The 18,252-nt window shown below is 33.0% G+C and carries 18 protein-coding genes; 2 read left to right on the top strand and 16 right to left on the bottom strand.

Going from position 1 to position 18,252, the window contains the following annotated elements; genetic code table 11:
• Nucleotides 1–405: 405 nt before the first annotated feature.
• From EZS29_RS03870 to flgM, 11 genes are all read right to left on the bottom strand, one after another.
• Nucleotides 406–1,326, bottom strand: a complete 921-nt coding sequence (locus EZS29_RS03870; protein ID WP_130606758.1) for a response regulator — start codon at nt 1,324–1,326, stop codon at nt 406–408.
• Nucleotides 1,323–1,790: a chemotaxis protein CheW gene (locus EZS29_RS03875; protein WP_130606760.1), complete on the bottom strand. Its 468-nt coding sequence runs from the start codon at nt 1,788–1,790 to the stop codon at nt 1,323–1,325. Before EZS29_RS03875 ends, EZS29_RS03870 begins: the two co-directional genes overlap by 4 nt.
• The gene (locus EZS29_RS03880; RefSeq protein WP_130606762.1) at nt 1,783–3,507 is read right to left on the bottom strand and encodes a chemotaxis protein CheA; all 1,725 of its coding nucleotides are present in this window, start codon (nt 3,505–3,507) and stop codon (nt 1,783–1,785) included. Before EZS29_RS03880 ends, EZS29_RS03875 begins: the two co-directional genes overlap by 8 nt.
• 35 nt (nt 3,508–3,542) lie before the next feature.
• The gene (locus tag EZS29_RS03885) at nt 3,543–3,920 is read right to left on the bottom strand and encodes a methyl-accepting chemotaxis protein (protein WP_130606764.1); all 378 of its coding nucleotides are present in this window, start codon (nt 3,918–3,920) and stop codon (nt 3,543–3,545) included.
• A gap of 14 nt (nt 3,921–3,934) precedes the next feature.
• Nucleotides 3,935–4,669, bottom strand: a complete 735-nt coding sequence (locus EZS29_RS03890; RefSeq protein WP_130606766.1) for an oxygen-binding di-iron domain-containing protein — start codon at nt 4,667–4,669, stop codon at nt 3,935–3,937.
• A 15-nt stretch (nt 4,670–4,684) separates the two neighbouring features.
• Entirely contained in the window at nt 4,685–5,317 is a 633-nt protein-coding gene (locus tag EZS29_RS03895) for a hypothetical protein (protein WP_130606768.1), read from the bottom strand.
• A gap of 97 nt (nt 5,318–5,414) precedes the next feature.
• Nucleotides 5,415–6,026 (bottom strand): NADPH-dependent FMN reductase, encoded by a 612-nt coding sequence (locus EZS29_RS03900; protein WP_130606770.1) that lies wholly within the window; start codon nt 6,024–6,026, stop codon nt 5,415–5,417.
• 93 nt (nt 6,027–6,119) lie between these two features.
• A complete protein-coding gene (gene flgL / locus EZS29_RS03905) occupies nt 6,120–7,028 on the bottom strand; it encodes a flagellar hook-associated protein FlgL (RefSeq protein ID WP_130606772.1) in 909 nt (302 codons plus the stop codon).
• 24 nt (nt 7,029–7,052) lie between these two features.
• Complete coding sequence (gene flgK / locus EZS29_RS03910; protein ID WP_130606774.1) at nt 7,053–8,480, bottom strand: flagellar hook-associated protein FlgK; 1,428 nt, start codon at nt 8,478–8,480, stop codon at nt 7,053–7,055.
• Nucleotide 8,481: 1 nt separating this feature from the next.
• Nucleotides 8,482–9,060 carry a hypothetical protein gene (locus EZS29_RS03915; protein WP_130606776.1) on the bottom strand — a complete coding sequence of 193 codons (579 nt, stop codon included), beginning with the start codon at nt 9,058–9,060 and terminating at the stop codon, nt 8,482–8,484.
• 30 nt (nt 9,061–9,090) lie between these two features.
• Nucleotides 9,091–9,459: a flagellar biosynthesis anti-sigma factor FlgM gene (flgM, locus tag EZS29_RS03920; RefSeq protein ID WP_130606778.1), complete on the bottom strand. Its 369-nt coding sequence runs from the start codon at nt 9,457–9,459 to the stop codon at nt 9,091–9,093.
• 435 nt (nt 9,460–9,894) lie between these two features.
• On the opposite strand from flgM, the gene EZS29_RS03925 reads away from it, so the two are divergent.
• Both EZS29_RS03925 and EZS29_RS03930 read left to right on the top strand, forming a co-directional pair.
• On the top strand, nt 9,895–11,637 hold the full coding sequence (locus EZS29_RS03925; RefSeq protein ID WP_130606780.1) for an AMP-binding protein: 1,743 nt from the start codon (nt 9,895–9,897) through the stop codon (nt 11,635–11,637).
• A gap of 7 nt (nt 11,638–11,644) precedes the next feature.
• Complete coding sequence (locus EZS29_RS03930; protein WP_130606782.1) at nt 11,645–12,616, top strand: SGNH/GDSL hydrolase family protein; 972 nt, start codon at nt 11,645–11,647, stop codon at nt 12,614–12,616.
• On the opposite strand, the gene EZS29_RS03935 is transcribed toward EZS29_RS03930, so the two are convergent.
• From EZS29_RS03935 to EZS29_RS03955, 5 genes are read right to left on the bottom strand one after another with little or no spacing between them, the layout of a single operon-like run.
• Nucleotides 12,609–13,694, bottom strand: a complete 1,086-nt coding sequence (locus EZS29_RS03935) for a tyrosine-type recombinase/integrase (protein ID WP_130606784.1) — start codon at nt 13,692–13,694, stop codon at nt 12,609–12,611. The genes EZS29_RS03930 and EZS29_RS03935 overlap by 8 nt on opposite strands.
• Entirely contained in the window at nt 13,672–14,679 is a 1,008-nt protein-coding gene (gene mvk, locus EZS29_RS03940; RefSeq protein WP_130606786.1) for a mevalonate kinase, read from the bottom strand. Before mvk ends, EZS29_RS03935 begins: the two co-directional genes overlap by 23 nt.
• A gap of 27 nt (nt 14,680–14,706) precedes the next feature.
• Nucleotides 14,707–15,912, bottom strand: coding sequence for a diphosphomevalonate decarboxylase (gene mvaD, locus EZS29_RS03945; protein WP_130606788.1), 1,206 nt, complete (start codon nt 15,910–15,912; stop codon nt 14,707–14,709).
• The gene (locus EZS29_RS03950) at nt 15,909–16,913 is read right to left on the bottom strand and encodes a hypothetical protein (protein ID WP_130606790.1); all 1,005 of its coding nucleotides are present in this window, start codon (nt 16,911–16,913) and stop codon (nt 15,909–15,911) included. Before EZS29_RS03950 ends, mvaD begins: the two co-directional genes overlap by 4 nt.
• 14 nt (nt 16,914–16,927) lie before the next feature.
• Nucleotides 16,928–18,238, bottom strand: a complete 1,311-nt coding sequence (locus tag EZS29_RS03955; protein ID WP_130606792.1) for a hydroxymethylglutaryl-CoA reductase, degradative — start codon at nt 18,236–18,238, stop codon at nt 16,928–16,930.
• Nucleotides 18,239–18,252: the final 14 nt, after the last annotated feature.

Consider the following 18,252-nt stretch of genomic DNA (forward strand, 5'->3'; position numbering starts at 1 on the left):
AAAGTTGAAATTTGAGTTAAATGAAATTTAGAGAACCAATTTTTATATTCATGAAGAATGAGTTTTCCCTGATCTGAGTTTTCGCAATCGAGAAGGATTGAGTTTTTATTTGATATATCTTTTAAAATAAGATTGAATTCATTTTTATTATCAAGTATATAAATGAGGTAGTTTTTTCTCTAATAATCATCCTCGATTCTTTTTTTTTCTTTAATATGTTGAGTTATATCAGTTGCACAAATTATCTATTTTTCAGGGTTTTTGTCTTTATTAAAAATTTATGAATAAGAAAGTTTAAGGGTTATTTTTCCAAAAATTTCAACATAGGCATTGGAAATGGCATTATTTAGCGCATTAAAAAATTCTCTAAACTCTTAAACTATCATATTCATAGAAAAATGATAATTATTTTCTGATAAAAATATTGATTATGGCTTCCATTAGATGCTTTTCTTCAAATTTTTCAAGAAAAATACCAAGTTTTTCGTTCTGCAAATCTCGCTCTAGATTAGCATTTGAAATAGTTGTATGGAATATCACTGGAGCCGATTTTTCTTTATTTTGTCTCTTATACTCTCTGACCATATCAATCCCATTCATATAAGGCATTTCAATGTCAGAAATAATTAAATCATATTTATTCTGATTTTTTAAAAGTAAATCTAAGCCATCTTTTCCGTTTTTTGCTAAATCAATTTCAATTTCATATTTTTCCATAAGTTTTTTTAAAAGGAGTTGATAGACAGAAGAGTCTTCTACAATGAGTGCTTTTTTCTCAGAGAAATTATAATCTGTAATTTTATCTTTTGCCACTTCTCCTGGATTAAAACCGAAAGAGATAATATATTTTTCAATATCAAAAATATATCTATAGCAATCTTTTTCCTTAATAAGTCCACTTACAAATAAGTCTTTGCTTTGTTCCCAAATTTGTGGGGGAGGGAGGATATTTTCATTTTTTTGCATCTGTATTTTCTTTGTTTGATCGGCAATTATTCCGATATAAATATTTAAAATATTGCATATTATTATTCTCTTTTTTGTTTTTCTAGGTTTTTTAAGCTTTGGGATCTCATTCGCATAGTTTTTGAGCTCACTTGAAGCTTGTAAATGTAAAATTTCCAATACAGGAACTGGTATAGAATTCATATCGACAATAAATTTAAAAGGCTTAATTTCTCCTGGGATTTGTGTAAATTTGTCAAGCTCTATTACTGAGGAAATTTTTTGAACATTTAAGCAAAAGTTGATTTCTTGATTTTCATTTATGATTGAAAATGGTAATATTAATATATTTTTATCTTCATTGATATTTTTTTCATTCATATTAACGATCTCATTAGAGTGTTGAATTCCTCTTCGTCTAAAAAATAGGTTGGAACATTATTTAAGTTGATTATTTGTCCTGGAACTAAAGCATTTTTTTCATATAAATACTTTTGAACTTTGTCACATTTTAAAGTAAATAAGTTATTATTTGAAAATGCAATGGCTACTATTTTTTCTTTATCTTTTTTCTTTTTATTTTTACATTCTTCAATTTCTATCACAGGAAGTATTTTCCCTCTAATATTTATTATTCCTAAATGATTTTTAATTTTCTCTGGATATGGAGCAATTTCGATAGCGTCGACGATCTCATGCACATGTTTTATATCTAAAGCATAATGCATATTATTAATGCTTAATTTCACGAGTGTGCAATACTCGATTGTTGCCACTTCGCTTTGAATTTTCAAATTTGTCAAGGAAGTATTTTGATTTGAAAATAATTTATTGATATTATTCATGCTGACACCATTGACCTAAATTTTTGCCAAAAGACTTTTTTGTAATTCTATCGCATAATTTAGTCAGTGAAATAACAAATGTTGATTCACCAGTGGCCAAAATTGAAACACCTGAAATATATGGAAGTTCAGGAGAAATTGAAGGGTACTCTTTCACCACAATTTCTGCATTTGAGATAAACTCTCCTACTTGAACTGCAGCAATTTTTCCTGCATAACTTATAATGCATAAAGGAATTTTTTCTTTATAATTAAATATTTCTTTGTCTTTTTTTAAGTGTTTATATAAATAATCTTCGATATTAAAGCATTTAATAAAATCATTTCCACGTTTATAATAGGTTTCATTTCCATTTTTCACAATTTCATTTGGCAAAACATTTTTAAGTTCAAAAACATCATTATTTAATATGGCAAATTGATAACCATTTGCTTTGGCTATGATGACAGGAACAACGGACATACCGAGAGGTAATCTTAAAATAAAATCAGTTCCCTTATTTATTTCAGTTTTTATGGAAAGATTGCCGCCAAGGCTTTCTACATAGCTTTTGACAGCTTCGAGTCCAATACCGCGTCCTGAAATATCGCTGATCTTTTCTGCAGTACTGAAACCAGGTAAAAAAATTAAATTTAAAATTTCTTCTTTAGAAGTGATGTTTTTAACATCCATCCCTTTTTTAATTGCAGAATTTAAGACTTTTTGTTCATCAATGCCTCTCCCATCATCGCTTACTTTAATAATTGCTTCATTCGCGATAATTTGTACAGATAGCCTTATAATTGCTTTGGGTGGTTTTTCTAAGGATTTACGTTCTAAGATTGTTTCAATACCGTGATCCATCGCATTTCTTGTCAAGTGAATAAGGGGTTCAGCTAAGGAATCAAGTATTTTCTTATCAATCTCGATATCTTCTCCATCGATTTGTACGACAATATCTTTATCATTATGCTCATCTAAATAGCTTCTAACTGCTTTTTCCATTCGCCTTAACAGTGACTTAATCGGCATCATACGCATTGACAAAGCAATCTGTTCAAGCTCGCCAATGCATTTGCGTAGAGAGTTATCTAAAAAATCCCAATTTTGAAAAAAGGAATCATTCTCAATTTTTTTCAAATAGTGTAAGTCTACAAGATATTTCATTTGATTTCTGATTAAAAATATTTCTGATATGATATCAAAATTTTGTTGAACTTTTTCAGCAGTGACTCTTATGATTTCATTTGATGAATTTGTTGATTTATTTTCGAATTTTTCTTTTGCGATTTTCTCTTTAGAAAAATCATTACTTTTCTCAGTATTTAAATTTTCTTGTATATTGAGATGGGGAACTTCTTCTTGAGAAAAAATATGAAAAGTTTCATTTGAAGTGCTAACTATTGCATTATTTTTTTCAAGATTATTATTTATTATTTCATTTTCTAGGTAATCAGTGTACTTAAAAATATTATCAAGTATTTTTTTAGGTATTTCCTCTTCTTTTGTTTTATAAACAAGGAGATTGCTTTCAAGTTCATGGGTGATTGATTTGATTTCAAAAAAATTGAGTGTACCGGAATTACCTTTAATAGTATGAATAGCTCTTAATATATCTTGAAATCTTTCTTGTTTATTTGATGATTCTTGAAAATTTTCAAGTTTTTTTCGTATTCTTTCAATTATATCAGTTGATTCTTCTATATAAGTTTGAAGCAATTCATCTTTAAAATCCATTCCAAATCCTTATTTGGTTTGAATGTTTTTCAAACTCAACTTGCACTTGATTGTTCAGATATTTCTTTAATGATTTCTTTGGTGCTGTTAAAAAAGGACTTTAACTCTTCAAATCCATCTTTAAAAGAATCAACCGCACTTTCAATATCCGAAATAGACTCCTGAGTTTTTTCAGCTAATCTTGCAACTTCATCTGCTACGACCGCAAAGCCTTTACCTGTTTGCCCAGCACGAACTGCTTCAATGGAAGCATTTAATGATAAAAGATCAGTTTTAGTAGATATATCTCTTATCATAAAAATTATTTTTTCTATTTTTTCGAGTGAAATAGATAATTCATTGACATTGTTTGCTGAAGCACTAAAGCTTGTTGAGATTTTATCCATTTTGGCTTTTAATAATTCATAATTCATTCTATTTACCTCATTTATTTTGCAATTCCTACTTCGAGTCCCTCAATCCAATCTAAAAAATTTTTTACATTTTCACCCATAAATACTGAGCCATGTTGCGGACAAAGTATTTTTGGATTTAATTTGCGGACGCGATTTACCCACTTATTTTTTGCTTTATTAGATGGCATCCAGCGTTGATGAAATTTTTCCATATATTTTATATGTTCTTTAAAATCCTCAACAATAATTGGGTAATTGACTGGTACCAAAGCTGCTCCCATATCGCCGGTAAAGAGAATTTTTGCAGTAGGATCGTAAAAGTGAAAGTTACCTGAAGAATGGCAATAGTGAGCAGGTATAAATTCGTATTTATTGCTACCTAATTCAATAGTAGCACCCTCATCTGCTAAATGTTCAAAGTTTTTAAAATATTCACAACCAAAGTGTGAAATAAATCCTGACCACAACCAAGAAAGATATATTTTTGCATCTGGTGTTATACCTAGCCATAATGGTAAGGATGACATAATATCTGGATCTTGATGACTGCATAAATAAGCTTTGATATTTTTTATATCTACGGTTTCAGATACTGAAGTTAAAACAGATGGGAAGATTTCAATTCCACCTGGATCAAGTAAAATTGACTCATTTCCAGAACTCACAAGATACTCATTTGTATCAATTACATGACTATTTTTTTCTGGATCTCGCCCAAACATAATCCACTTACTATTATTTTCATCATGTAATACCGTTCTTAGCATTGCTACTCCGCCATACTAAAGTGATTTAATAAGTCTACATATTTTCTTTAAAATGAAAAATAATTTTTCGATACAATAAATACAATTTTCAAATGAGTTATTTAAATTATCTGATAATGCTGATATTGCAGTTTTTTGATTACCATCTAAATGAATGGATTCAATAATTAAACTATTATATGCTCCAAATAGCTTATATTGAACCTGTAAAATACATTTTAAAATTGCTTTAGCAGGATAAATGTGATTGGAGATTTTTTTAATATCACTCTTCCAGTTTAATTCAATGGCTTTAGATTTCTTCTGTAAATAGTTTAAATTCGATTTATTTTTTATAATGCTAATAGCACTAGATAATTTATAATCAAGGGAGTTAGATGACAAAACTTTTAAGGTAAAATTAAAAATTGAATTAATTTCAAATCTACTTTTTTCGATAAAGTTTTTCATTTTTTTTGAAGAATATGCGATTTGGTTTGAAATTTCGGTATAGATCCTAATAGACTTTCCAGTTTGTGCTGCAGTAACTGCAGCATTCATTGCAATTTCATTTAAATTTTCAGCTTCTTTATCAAGTTGATTGAATTCTTGTCTGAGCTCTCCGAGAATATTAAATAATTTTTTTAGCTGCTCTTGATTATTATTCATTGTTTTCATCCATAAATTTATAAATCCATTGATATTATAAATTTATGGAAATATTCTGGAGTGAATATTGATTCCTATCAGTCAAAAAAATGTATTTTTACATACCATTTGGATAGTTTTTTAAATCTATCACTCCACTCTCTCGCACATGTTTTAACGCTACAGAATATGCTAAAAATAATTTTGTTGTGTGCTCAATTCTTTTCCTTAAGACAGTTTCTGCTGGATTTTCTGCTTCCGAATTGTTTAAGACATTTTGACAATCGCGTACGATCAGGTGTTCAGGAATATAGCATATTCTTGAATTCTTAGATGTATTCATCCGCAGTTCTGCTATGGGATAGCTTCCCCCCATACCAGCAGAAACGGAGACTATCAAACCCGCTTTGTGACCAATTTCATGTGCTGAGCAAAGTAATAGGAAATTTTTAACTCCAGAAGGCGACATTCCGTGCCATTCAGGTGTTACGATAACAATCCCATCTGCCTCTGTTAACTTATTTGAAATCGGTTGCCAAATTCCCTTCCATTTTTCATCACTCCCACTTAGATATTGATCATCTAAGAGAGGTATGGGATTATTTGCAAGCGATATAATATCGACCTGTAAAACTTTGTGTTGATTGATAAAAACAGACTGTAAATATTTAGACACTTTTTCAGATTGTGATTTTTCACGATGGCTACCCGATAAAATTATAATTTTCATTTTTTACTCGCATAAAATGGAGATGTAATTATCTCAGAAGATTAAAGTTATAATATCTTGCTTATGAGATAAAGAATAATTTTTTTAAAAAATTTATTTTAAAAATTCAAGCAACGATGGTGTGAGCATTTTTGAACTAGCTTGTAAAGTAAAGTTCACTGCACTTTCCACTCTTTTTAAATCAAGTGCCGATTTCACCATATCAGCACCTTCGATGTTATTTGTATCATTGTGCAATTGTGACTCTCCTCGATCGAGTCGTTCTCCAACATCTTCTAAAGCAACTCTTCTAGCTCCTAAGGAGGCTGTAGTTGTTATGACTGAATTCATCACACTATCAAGGTCGACCATAGATTGGTGGAGTTTTTCTCTGTCCCAATAGAACAAGGATTCATACATATTTTGCAAAATATTTACTAAAGGGGGGCGTTTTCCTTCAAGTTCTGCAGGTACATCAAAGACATCTCTCCCATTTACATTGATAGGGCGAAAACTATCCTCATCCACTTGCACAAAAATAAATCCATCATCTCCAAGATAATGTCCATCTGGCGAAATTGGGGGTTGAGTTGTTTGAAATCCTCCAAAAACATATTTATCGCTATAAGAAGTGTTACCTAAAATAATAACATGATTTAATATTTGCTTTATTTCTGCAGCAACTGCTTTACGGGATGGATCATCGTAAGTGCTGTTCGATTGTTGAATGGCGAGTTCTTTGGCACGAATAAGTGAATTGTATATAGAAGAAAGAGCATCTTCCGTTTTTGATAAATATCCTCTACCAAAGTCCAAAGTTTTTCTAAATTGATCTAGATTTGTAATTCTACTTCTATTTCTTAAAACACGAATTGTTCCAACAGGATCATCGCTTATTCTTTTTAATTTTCTTCCAGATGCAGCTGTTTCATTTACATCATCGGCAATAGCTTTTACATTCCCAATTCTGTCATTTGTCACACCATACCGATACATTTCTGAAATTCTAGGTTGAAGTGCCATAACACCTCCTCAAAAAATTATCTGTTACCTCTTTAGATCAAGCACAGTCTTAAACATTTCATCTGCAGTCGTTATGACTCGTGAACTAGCTGTAAATAAATGTTGGTACTTTAATAAATTGGCAGCTTCATCATCTAAGGAAACACCAGAAACACTTTCTCGTTGCGACTTGAGTCGATCATAAACAATTTGCGATGACGTAGCTTCTTCTTTTGTGCGCAAAGCAGCAATACCTATTTTACTGATCATTTTGTCATATATGCCTGTAATTGTTGTAGTATTGTTATCAAAAAGCGGTTCATAAAATAACTTAATGAGTTGATTTGCGACAACGTTGTCTCCAGGCGTGTCTGCCGACATTGCAATTCCAACTGCGTTGGGATTAAAAACTATACCTAGATCCACTTCGAGATCTTGAGCGGGTTCTCCAGGGCCACTCAAACCAGCAAAAAAATCTCTCCCATTTAAATTATGCATATCATTTATGCCAAATCCTTTTCGATGGACTTCGTTAAAATTATCAGCAAAACCTTTAGCAAGTTCATTGAGGTCGTCTCTTACGCGTTGAGCATAGCGATCACGAATATCTAGCAAAGCTCCCATTTTTCCTTTTGAAATATAATCTGTCATTTCAAAGAATCGTTCTTTTTCAAATTCAGAAATTAAAATAGCTGGCATATGGGTTGGTGTATATACATCTTCAATTTTAAAGCGTGAAGCTAAATTTCCTTCAACAAGTAAACACTCAGCGGGGCCACGGACAGTTATTTGATCATTTTTATCATGATAAGCGTTGATATCAACAATGCTGCCAATTTCTTTTATAAGTTTATCTCGGCGATCCTCTAAGTCATTTACATCTGTTAAGTTACCAGCGCCCATTTCTCTTATCTGGCCATTGAGCTTGGCAACTTCAGCAATTTTTTGATTCACCACAGAAATCGTTTGTTTTAATTCTTCGTTTGCATCAGTTTGAACCTGCACAATATTTGCGTGCGCGGCATTAAATGCTTGCGCAAGAGATTTTCCATTTTCAATCATATTGATTCTGACAGAGGGTTCTTCTGGGAAATTTGCAAGTTCTCGGATTGAACTCATAAAACTCACAAAGCGATCGCGAACGGTTGAGGTCAAATCAGGGTTAAAAAAACTTTCAATTTTCTTTAAACCTTCAGCGAGGACTTCTGTTTTACTTTGAATTTGTACTTCTCTGCGTAATTGTCCTTCAATAAATTTATCATGTGCGCGTTGAATAGATTGGATTCGAGCACCATCACCAAAGACGTGGAGTCCGTATTCAATAGGCCATTTTGTTTCTAGGTTAACAAGCTGTCTACTGTATCCAGGAGTTTGAGCATTGGAAATATTATGCCCTGTTACATCAACTCCTGTGCGTGAGTTTTGTAAGGATTCACTGCCTAAATTAAGGATGTGGTTTAGTGTTGCTACCATATTATGCTTTCACACGCACAGATGAGAAATTATTACTTTGATGTTTGAGTGATTGTGCTTTGCCTAATGAATCATAGTTCATACCAACTTCAGCCTCTGATTGAAACAGACTCAATGAAAGAGATACATTTCTCTGCAATTTTTTTAAAACAACCTGATTGCGATATATTCTTGGATAAATAACTTCGAATTGATTTTCAAATTCTTCTTTAATTTTAAAAAATTGTATTTCAAGATCTCTTAGTTTCTCATAAGTTTCTGGACTGATAAGCGATTGAATATTTTTTGTGTAAGTTGAAAATGCCTGTGCAAAAAGATTCAGAGATAAATTGTGACCTCTACTGTCAAAAGCAATCATATAACATATTTTTTTTAATGTTATAACACGTTTTTCTTCGAGCGATTGAGAAATTCTCGAGTTTTGATCTTTTATTATTATAATTTTTTCTAATTCAGCTAAATCGTATTTACTGATAGCTGATTCTTCTTCATCTAAAATAGGTACAATTTCGCTAAATATTAATATTTGCTTTTTTAATATATCGTTAAATTGAGCTATCAAAGATAATAGTTCTTCCATTTTTATGTCACTTTATTAATTTGAGTGAAATTATCCTAAAATTATGCTGGGATCTTTTGCTATTTCATCACGAATAGCTTCCCTTAAAATTCCATCAGCAATTTTTCCTGAATCAGGTTTGTACTCACCTTTATTAATCTGCTCTTTGAATTGAGCTACTTTATCTTCCCGAACATCCGGAGTATCTTCTGCAATTTTCTTAGCCATGCTCAATTCTTTAGCGCGTGGGGAAATTTGCACATTTGCTGCATCTTTAACACTTGGAGCATCTTTCACCTTTGCATAGATTGCTTGTGCAGAACTTTTAGGCGCTGCTTTTTCAGCTTTGGCTGCTTCTGGAGCAGCAACTGCATTGGGGTTTGTGATCACTCCGGATCCTTTAACTGTATTCACACTCATGACGCTCTCCTTTTTTCAGTGGTTTGCTTTGAGTTTAGCTGCATTTTTAAAAACTTTAGCTGCAAGTTTGACTTTTTGTGTCAAATTCTTTTTGTCTCTAGGGAAGGATGTGCACTGTGAATAAAAAATGCATTCACTCTTAAGAATAACATAAAATGAGAACAACAATTATTCTGTGAATATGAAATTAAAATATTATTTACTTACTCAAAAATAGATTTTATCCATGTTCACTTTTTTTAATTTCTCAATAATAAAGATTGTTCGATAAAGTAATTGACAAAAAGATAAAGTTGAAAAATAACATGTAAGATAATTTACTTCATTAAAGATGTTATGACATGCTACATGTTTGAAACAATTTCGTATGATTGAATTTGACGTTTCTTCATGTTTCGCTACAATTCGAGTTAAGTGCATTAGAGGAGAACTGTGATGTCGGGTAGTAATTTTGAGTGTGTAGATCGTCCTTGGCAAAATCATTATGGGCAAGGGACAAATTGTGAATTAGAAAATTTTGAATATAATAATTTAGCAGAAATGGTTGCAAAAAACTCAGATCGTTGGAAAGACAGAACTGCTTATCATATGATTCTCCCCAATGGCATGGATAAAATGATAACTTTTGCAGAGACAGAAGCACTTTCAAATTATTTTGCAGTTTATTTAAGAGAGGAATTGAAATTAAAAGTAGGAGATAGAGTTGCTATCCAATTGCCAAATTGCCTTGCCTATCCAATTGTTGTGTTTGGGTGTTATAAAGCTGGTCTAGCAATAGTAAATGCAAATCCTCTTTACACAGCGCATGAAATGCAGCATCAGTTTTTAGACAGTGGGGCAAAAGTTCTTGTCATAATTGATATGTTTTCAGATAAACTCAAACAAGTTATTCCAAATACAAAAATTGAGAAAGTTGTATTAGTGAGTGTTGCAGATCTTTTCTCACTGCATAAAAAGATATTGATAAAATCAGTATTAAAATATGTTAGAAAACAAATTCCTACCTGTGAAGTTCATTCTGTTCCTTTTGAAGAAACTCTTAAAACTGGCAAGAGAATTTTAAATGAAAATAATATAGATGTTATTAATTATTGGATAACTGTTACTTTAGATGATATTTGCGCTTTGCAGTATACGGGAGGAACAACTGGGATCAGTAAAGGGGCTATGTTAACTCATAGAAATATTATTGCAAATATGTATCAGATAATAGAAATGGGGAAATCAAAAATAACAAATGGTCAAGAAGTATTACTGACAGTTCTACCTCTCTATCATATATTTGCTTTTACTGTTAATTTAATCACATTTTTTAAAGTGGGTGGTATCAGTGTTTTAATTCCCAATCCACGTCCACTCACAAATATAAAAAAAGCATTCGAAAAAGCAGATATCACTTGGATTTCTGGTGTGAATACTCTTTTTAATGGTCTATTAAATGAAAAATGGTTCTCTGAAAACCCTCCTATTCATTTAAAAGCATCTATTGCTGGTGGGGCGGCATTGCACAAAGCAGTTTCGGAAAGATGGTTAAAAGTAACAAATACTTCAGTTGTCGAAGGTTATGGCTTAACCGAAACATCACCCGTTGTCTGTTTTAATCCTATCAATGGAGTGGTTAAATCAGATACAGTAGGTGTGCCTGTACCGAGTACAGATATTCTTTTAATCAATGAAGAAGGTAAATCTGTGCCGATCGGTGAAGAGGGAGAAATTGCTGTCAAAGGTCCTCAGGTCATGCTCGGATATTGGCAACGGCCTGAAGAAACATCGAAAGTATTGAAAGATGGCTGGATGTTGACTGGCGATATTGCTGTTATGGATCAAGATGGGTATATTAAAATTGTTGATCGTAAAAAAGATATGATTCTCGTAAGTGGTTTTAACGTATATCCAAATGAAGTAGAAGACTGTATCGCAAAATTACCGGGTGTGGGTGAAGTCGCTGTTATCGGTATACCAAATGAACGCACGAGTGAAGCCGTAAAAGCTTTTATCGTAAAAAAAGATTCAGATTTATCTGAAAAACAAGTTATTGAGCACTGCAAAAAGTTTATCACAGCTTATAAAGTTCCTAAATTTGTTGAATTTAGAATAGAGCTGCCCAAATCTCCTATAGGTAAGATATTACGTAAGAATCTGCGCGCGGAAGAATTGAGTAAACCTCATAATGAGTGAGTGATATATGCTTAAAAAAGGAATTGCTTTTGTCGTGATGACTTTTTTGTATTCCATTTCATTTGCCCAAGAAAGCAAAAATGAAATTAAAAATGTCATAATATTTGGTGACAGTCTTTCGGATAATGGCAATTACTTTCAAGCATCAGCCACTTCTTCTAACCGTATGCCGTTGCCCCCTTATTATAAAGGTCGCGCTACGAATGGGTTTGTATGGTCAGAATATTTTGCAAATTCAATACAGGCAAAACTAATAAACTTTGCGTATTTAGGTGCAATGACCTCAGGAATAAATGCACGTTATCCATTTGCTATCCCACTTTTGACGCAAGTCGAAAATTTTATTCCGAAATTAAAAAGTGGAGAACTAAAACCTGCAAACACTCTATTTGTCGTTTGGGCGGGGTCAAATAATATTTTTACATTGGATTTCAATAAACCCGTTGATTCTTTAATGTCACTTTGGAATTTATCATTTGATATCGCCAATTCAATTCTCCTGCTTAAAGAGAATGGCGCATTAAACATTCTTGTTGCGAACCTGCCAGATTTAGGTAAAATTGCCTTAAATAATGAAGTTGAAGTCTACAGAAAATTAAGTTTTATGCTATCCTATATTTCTCGTGCAGAGAACTTAGCCGTTAAAACGCGTGTCCGAATAATGAATGAAACTAAGAAAAATAAAGATTTTAAACTTTTGTATTTCGATGCTAAAGAATTATTAGAAAAAATTAGGGTAAATCCAAATCAATATAACATTAAAAATTCGGAAAAAGCATGTTATTTAGGCGTGCCGAGCACTCCGGCAAATCCAAATGTTGCTTGTCAAAATCCACGCGATTATTTGTTTTGGGATTTGGTTCATCCTACAACTCGGGTGCATTGCATAGCTGCCTATGAGATCCAAATGTTATTGGCAAAAGAAGCTCTTGTAAAAATGCCAGATGAAAATGATTTAAAAAAATGCACATCTATTTAGGGATAAAATTTGGTATATCGATTTTAGTCGCAGCAGATTCCTGCAATTCATCGGCTTTTTTTATATAAATAGCTGTTGTTGATATACTGTTGTGATTGAGTATTTTTTGAATATTTGCGATGGGCACTCCTTTTTTATGTAAAACTGTAGCGAGGGTCGCTCGGCAACTGTGAGGACTGACCTTTTTTTCAATTCCAATTTTTTGGGCAATAGAATTTATCATATAATAAATAGCAGTTTGACTCAATTTAGTTTCTTTTTTCACCCCTTGAGTTCTAATAAATAAAAAATCATTTTCTTTTGCATAGGCACGTATATCTTTGATATAATTTTGAATAATTTCTGATATTTTTTCATGAAGAAATACGAAGTGATCTTTGTTCCCTTTTGTTTTTAAATGAACTCGGCTGAATTCATTGTTAAATTCAAGGTCACCCATTTTAATTTCGCAAAGTTCATTCACTCGCATACCGATTGCAAACAGAGTACTGATGACAGCATATTTTAAATAAGCTGCTTTATATTGCCTTATCTTCGATATTTTATCGGGTAATATTTTTTGTAGCTCATCTCTTAATTGTACAATTATTTTTTTTGATTCCTCTTCAGTAAAAGCATTTGTTTTACTTTCATCTTTTATTTTAGGTAAATTTATGAACCTCATTGGATTTTCTGTTATTAAATTTCGTTTAATATTAAATTCAAAGAATGAAGAGATTGTGACAAGCTTTCTTCGAATACTTTTTTGCGATAATTTCTTTTGTGTATTTAAATATTCATGCCACAGGATAAGTAAATTCTCTGAAATATCATTCAGATTTTCACATTTGTAATTTAAGTATTCTGTAAATGAAATAAAATTTTTTAAATCATTTAAGTAACTTTTTTGGGTGTGTGGACTGTGAAAACTCATTATAAAATGTAAAATTGCATCTTGAATATTTTGCGTTAAAGGTGTTTGTGCCCAAAGGCTCAAAGCATTTTTTGTATTAATGTGCAATTCATGTTGTAATGATTCTTTTGCAACAGAACTAATAGGGACAATGGATAATGAATTATCTTGGCGATCTTTCGTCATTTTGAGGGACTCGCGTGATAAAAAGAGAATCTTTCTCAAAGCAAGAGTATAAATTTTCCGGATAATTTTCAAATAAACCCAGAACCATTCCACCGCCGCCCGCACCCGTCAATTTCGCTGCGATAGCACCGACAGATTTGAATTTTTTAATAATATTTTCAATCTTTTCAGTCGAGACACCCATTTCGCATAAATATTCTTGAGCTAAATTTAAACAATCAGCTAATTGATTTAGCTTTCCTGTATTTAATGCAACTATTGATTTTTCTGCTAATGAGCCGAGTTGATTGAGTGCATTCTCTGTTTGGACAGGTTGGGAATTGAGTTTTTCAGCAACATTTTTGACCATATTTGCAGTTTCCCCTCGTTCTTTTGTGTCGACGAGGGCAAGCCAAAATTCTTTTTTATTATGAATATATTTAGGCAATTCACCCTTTGTGAATTCAATCATGCCATTGCTTGCAACTGTCGAAGCATCGAGACCACTTGCTTTGCCAAAATGAAATAGACAATCTATTTCATTTGCATATTGAATTTGTTGTTGAAAACTCATCTCTAATTTTGTTTTATTTGTTAAGTTAAATATTTGATTCGCAATTTTTAACAAACAAGTGCTTATTGCTGCACTTCCTCCCATCCCTCCACCAAGCGGAATGTCAGACTCTATGAGTATTTTCTGTGGTGAATGTAATTGGAGTGAATCAGTCACACCACAGAGCATAAGAGCTTTGGCAAAAGCTTTATTCAGGAGTTTTGTAACTCTCTCTTCAGGTATAAATGCATTCCCTCTTACATTTGTATACCATGCATTGTCCCACTCTGTGACTTCAAGTGATTTTTCGGGGCTGTATAAAGTGATATTGAGCTTTACGTCGGGCAGAGCGAGAGCTATGGCTTTGTGACCATACACAACAGAATGCTCTCCAATTAGAATTGCTTTCCCAGATGCAGTTGCAGTCAAATCGATTTGAGTTAAAAAAATCATAAGTATCCCTAAAACAAAAAAATAAAATCAATTTAAACTGCTTTTAAGAAGTTCTTTATCTATAATATTATAATATTCATTTTTACCAATGAGAAGTCCTCCTCGATATGCATTTTTGAATATTTTAATATCTCTATCCAATAATTCTTGTAATTTAACATGATATTCTGTCAAAATTTGTTTTGCATCTTTATAATATAATATATGTAAATTTGGCCCAGCATCTAATGTCCAAAACGCCAAAACTTCATTTGAGTCACGCATTTGAATAAACAGGGCAAGAGCTTTGCTGACATCTTCATCAAGGTAACAAGCGGATGGATTTCCTGTTTGCATAACTGCATGCATCGCAAAAGCATCTTCTTCGCTGATTTGTTGAACAAGGTCAAAATCAAACTCTTTTAAAGCCTTGGTCATCATTGCGATTTTTTTAGAAACTCCAGCTACTCTCACATTGTGTAACGGGGAAGTCGAAGCCGATTTATGGCCATCCGAACTTGAAGTCTTTTTTTCGTTTGCATTTAGGACAAAAACACAGTGTTCAAGCTGTTTCCATTTGGGATGAAAAGTCAATTCGCTAGTTTTTGTAAAACTTTCTTTGCAGCTATCCTCCAACTCCCATTTAATGAAAGAATCTTCAGAACTTTGGATGACGCTGCGCGTTGCCGATCCGCTTCCTAAGCGCGCCCATTCCGTAAGCCAAGTATGCAATTCTATTGCTGACAGATGTTTTTTCAGTTGGAGAAGATCGGCTATGGCACCAACGAGAGCTGCATAACCCGATGCACTTGAAGCTATTCCGCATGCTGTGGGAAAATTATTGTAACTTTCAATTTTTAACGTGATTTCGTCAGCAAAATTATAAAAAATTGATTGAATGAGAATATCCATTTTTTCAGGAATAGGAAATTCAATATCTTTGCTATTTAAATATAATTTATTTCTAATTGGAATTGTTTTTTCATATGTTTCAGGGAGGAATCGCCCTTGTGTCGTTACTTTAGTAAAGGAGCGAAATCCACCTAAGGTATAGCTTAAACTTGAATTGTCAGGAATTTGCTTTCTACTTAGATTTTTGCCCCAATATTTTATTAATGCTATATTACTTGGTGCAGATGAATAACCTTCATCACCATTTTGAATTTCAAATTTTCCTTCCTCTTTTAATTGACACAATTTTTCTTGTATTAATTTAAGATTGGTGGGAATATCTGTAATAATATTTTTTTTCATTTGGCTTGTCCATTTGTATTAAATGCAAAAGGGATGTCGGAGTCCGGTATTGCAAATTCCTTTATGAATTTATGTCTATCATACAAAACCCAGAGGCAATCACCATGACCAGCACCCATTGTTTTATAGGGGATTTGTAAATCATTTAATTTATCGAGAAGTTTATTTAAATTCAAAATGTTTTTAGGGATGAGTTCTTGTTTTTGTGCAATTTTGAGAGACTGTTTCATAAGAGAAATTGTATGCAAAAGTGAAGAATCCTCTATGAATTTATCTGCAAGTAATGCATGTTGGGCAGCAAACTCTTTCTTTTTTTCTTGAGAATGAAAACATTTTAATATATTTGAGGTATCAGAGTACACGCTTGTCTTTATAAAAAAACCATAATTTTCAATTCTGTCGGAAAGAGTGATGTTTTTAATTATTGGTATCGAACTCTCGTGACGATTTTGAAAAAGCCAAAGTTGAGTTTTAACAGTCGGAATATCTTCTTGGCTTGCTGCGAGTTGAACTGCAACATCATAGCAGCTGCCAGAACCTTGTATGCGATTTAAGGATTCTCTAACAGAACTCCAAAATTGTTCATTATCTAGGAATTCTATATCGTTAAATAATAGTTGCCAAAGCCCTTTGGAAATTCCTGCAATGAGCGCAGACGAACTGCCAAAACCAAGGTCAGGATTAAATGAATTTTTAATTTCAATGTACAAATTTTTATTTTTTAAATGCTGATTCCAAGGGTGAAGTAGATTCTTAAAAAAACAAAGATCACGATTGTCACTGGAATTTAAGTTGTCAGTTAAATTAAATTCAAGGGGATTTTCTTTAAAAAATAAACTTTTTACAATGACTTTTCCAGAAGACTGAGTTGGCTGTAACTGAATATCTATGTGAAATGAGTGTTGATAGAAGGTCAGAGCAATTGCTTTTCCCAAATACAATACGCCGTATTCGCCAAAAAGCATGGCTTTTGCTGGGACATAAAAACTTATTTTAGACATTTCTGACGTTTTCTTTACTTTTGGGCGTTATCTGTTTCAACCACAGATATGCTTGGGAAATGGTCGTATTTTCTCATCATTTCTAGATTTTTTTCATGTAATGCCATATGCCCTTTCTGAATGCCTTCGCACCCGAGTGCACGGATAGCAGATAAATTTTGTGCTAAACCAACGCTTGCAATGATAGCAGATAATTTTGCAGATGAGGGTGAACCCATTAATTTGAGGCATGCAGCCGCCGAAGGATGCAATGTGGTCACACCACCTACTGTACCCACTGCGATCGGAACGGCAATTTCACCTTGTAATCTATTGTTTTCATTTATAAACCACTTCGTAAGAGGTTTATAAACACCTGATAACGAAGCATATGCATGGCAACCCGCCTCCACAGCACGCCAATCATTTCCTGTTGCGATGACAATTGGGTCGATTCCATTCATAACACCTTTGTTATGCGTGGCTGCACGAAAGGGATCGAGATCAGCAAATTCCCAAACCGAGCAAATGCGTCTGGCTGCTTCTTCTCCTGAATATCCATCTCTTTCAAGGGCACTAAAATCAATTTCACATTTTACTTTTGTTATTCTGTGGGTGGTTAAATTTGTGAGAATTTTAGGTCCAACAGCACAGGGAATAACTTCAGGTAACAATCGTCCCACTTCTTCCGCTATCGAATTTACGATATTCGCTCCCATAGCTTCGCATGTATCAACGTTCACATGCACCACATAATAGCCAGGTTTAGAAAGTGCTCTCAGTTCAACGCTTTTGACTCCTCCGCCCCGAGAAATGAGACGAGGATGGCATATTTGTGCGGCTTCAATGATTCTGTCTTGAACAGATGTGTCGAAAAGACTGAAAATATTTTCCGATGGCGAGGCAAAAAATTGAACTTGGCATGTGGCTATGGTTTCAGTGGGCTCAGAAATAAAGCCACCTCCAGTGCGAGCGAGTTTAGCACCATAGCTTGCAGCAGCAACAACACTTGATTCTTCAACAGCCATTGGAATAAATACTTCTTCCCCATCAATGAGAAAGTTCGTCGCAATTCCAAGTGGCAATGTGTATCCACCAATACAATTTTCAATAAACTTCTCTGCTTGTTCAATATTGAGTGCTCCAGAATTATTTAAATAATGAGCTTCATCTGAACTTATGATATTGCGCGAAACCATTGCTTGTGCTCGCGACTTGGAATTCATTTGGGCAAAATTTGGGATCCGGCTCGAAGAAGGCATGCCTTGAAGAATAATAGGCTTAGCATTGACATCCGTTTGCTTATTTGTGGTTCTTGCTACGATTTGTTGTGCGTCTTTTACCATTGTTGTTACCTTTT

Source organism: Fluviispira sanaruensis (assembly GCF_004295685.1).
GTDB lineage: Bacteria > Bdellovibrionota_B > Oligoflexia > Silvanigrellales > Silvanigrellaceae > Silvanigrella > Silvanigrella sanaruensis.

Coding starts and splice junctions, on each gene's coding strand:
- mvk (WP_130606786.1), bottom strand. CDS start 14,679: ATGATTTTTTTAACTCAAATCGATTTGACTGCAACTGCATCTGGGAAA.
- flgM (WP_130606778.1), bottom strand. CDS start 9,459: ATGAGTGTGAATACAGTTAAAGGATCCGGAGTGATCACAAACCCCAAT.
- EZS29_RS03875 (WP_130606760.1), bottom strand. CDS start 1,790: ATGAATAATATCAATAAATTATTTTCAAATCAAAATACTTCCTTGACA.
- EZS29_RS03950 (WP_130606790.1), bottom strand. CDS start 16,913: ATGTCTAAAATAAGTTTTTATGTCCCAGCAAAAGCCATGCTTTTTGGC.
- EZS29_RS03900 (WP_130606770.1), bottom strand. CDS start 6,026: ATGAAAATTATAATTTTATCGGGTAGCCATCGTGAAAAATCACAATCT.
- EZS29_RS03925 (WP_130606780.1), top strand. CDS start 9,895: ATGTCGGGTAGTAATTTTGAGTGTGTAGATCGTCCTTGGCAAAATCAT.
- EZS29_RS03870 (WP_130606758.1), bottom strand. CDS start 1,326: ATGAATGAAAAAAATATCAATGAAGATAAAAATATATTAATATTACCA.
- EZS29_RS03930 (WP_130606782.1), top strand. CDS start 11,645: ATGCTTAAAAAAGGAATTGCTTTTGTCGTGATGACTTTTTTGTATTCC.
- EZS29_RS03890 (WP_130606766.1), bottom strand. CDS start 4,669: ATGCTAAGAACGGTATTACATGATGAAAATAATAGTAAGTGGATTATG.
- EZS29_RS03935 (WP_130606784.1), bottom strand. CDS start 13,694: ATGACGAAAGATCGCCAAGATAATTCATTATCCATTGTCCCTATTAGT.
- EZS29_RS03895 (WP_130606768.1), bottom strand. CDS start 5,317: ATGAATAATAATCAAGAGCAGCTAAAAAAATTATTTAATATTCTCGGA.
- EZS29_RS03885 (WP_130606764.1), bottom strand. CDS start 3,920: ATGAATTATGAATTATTAAAAGCCAAAATGGATAAAATCTCAACAAGC.
- EZS29_RS03880 (WP_130606762.1), bottom strand. CDS start 3,507: ATGGATTTTAAAGATGAATTGCTTCAAACTTATATAGAAGAATCAACT.
- flgL (WP_130606772.1), bottom strand. CDS start 7,028: ATGGCACTTCAACCTAGAATTTCAGAAATGTATCGGTATGGTGTGACA.
- EZS29_RS03915 (WP_130606776.1), bottom strand. CDS start 9,060: ATGGAAGAACTATTATCTTTGATAGCTCAATTTAACGATATATTAAAA.
- mvaD (WP_130606788.1), bottom strand. CDS start 15,912: ATGAAAAAAAATATTATTACAGATATTCCCACCAATCTTAAATTAATA.
- flgK (WP_130606774.1), bottom strand. CDS start 8,480: ATGGTAGCAACACTAAACCACATCCTTAATTTAGGCAGTGAATCCTTA.
- EZS29_RS03955 (WP_130606792.1), bottom strand. CDS start 18,238: ATGGTAAAAGACGCACAACAAATCGTAGCAAGAACCACAAATAAGCAA.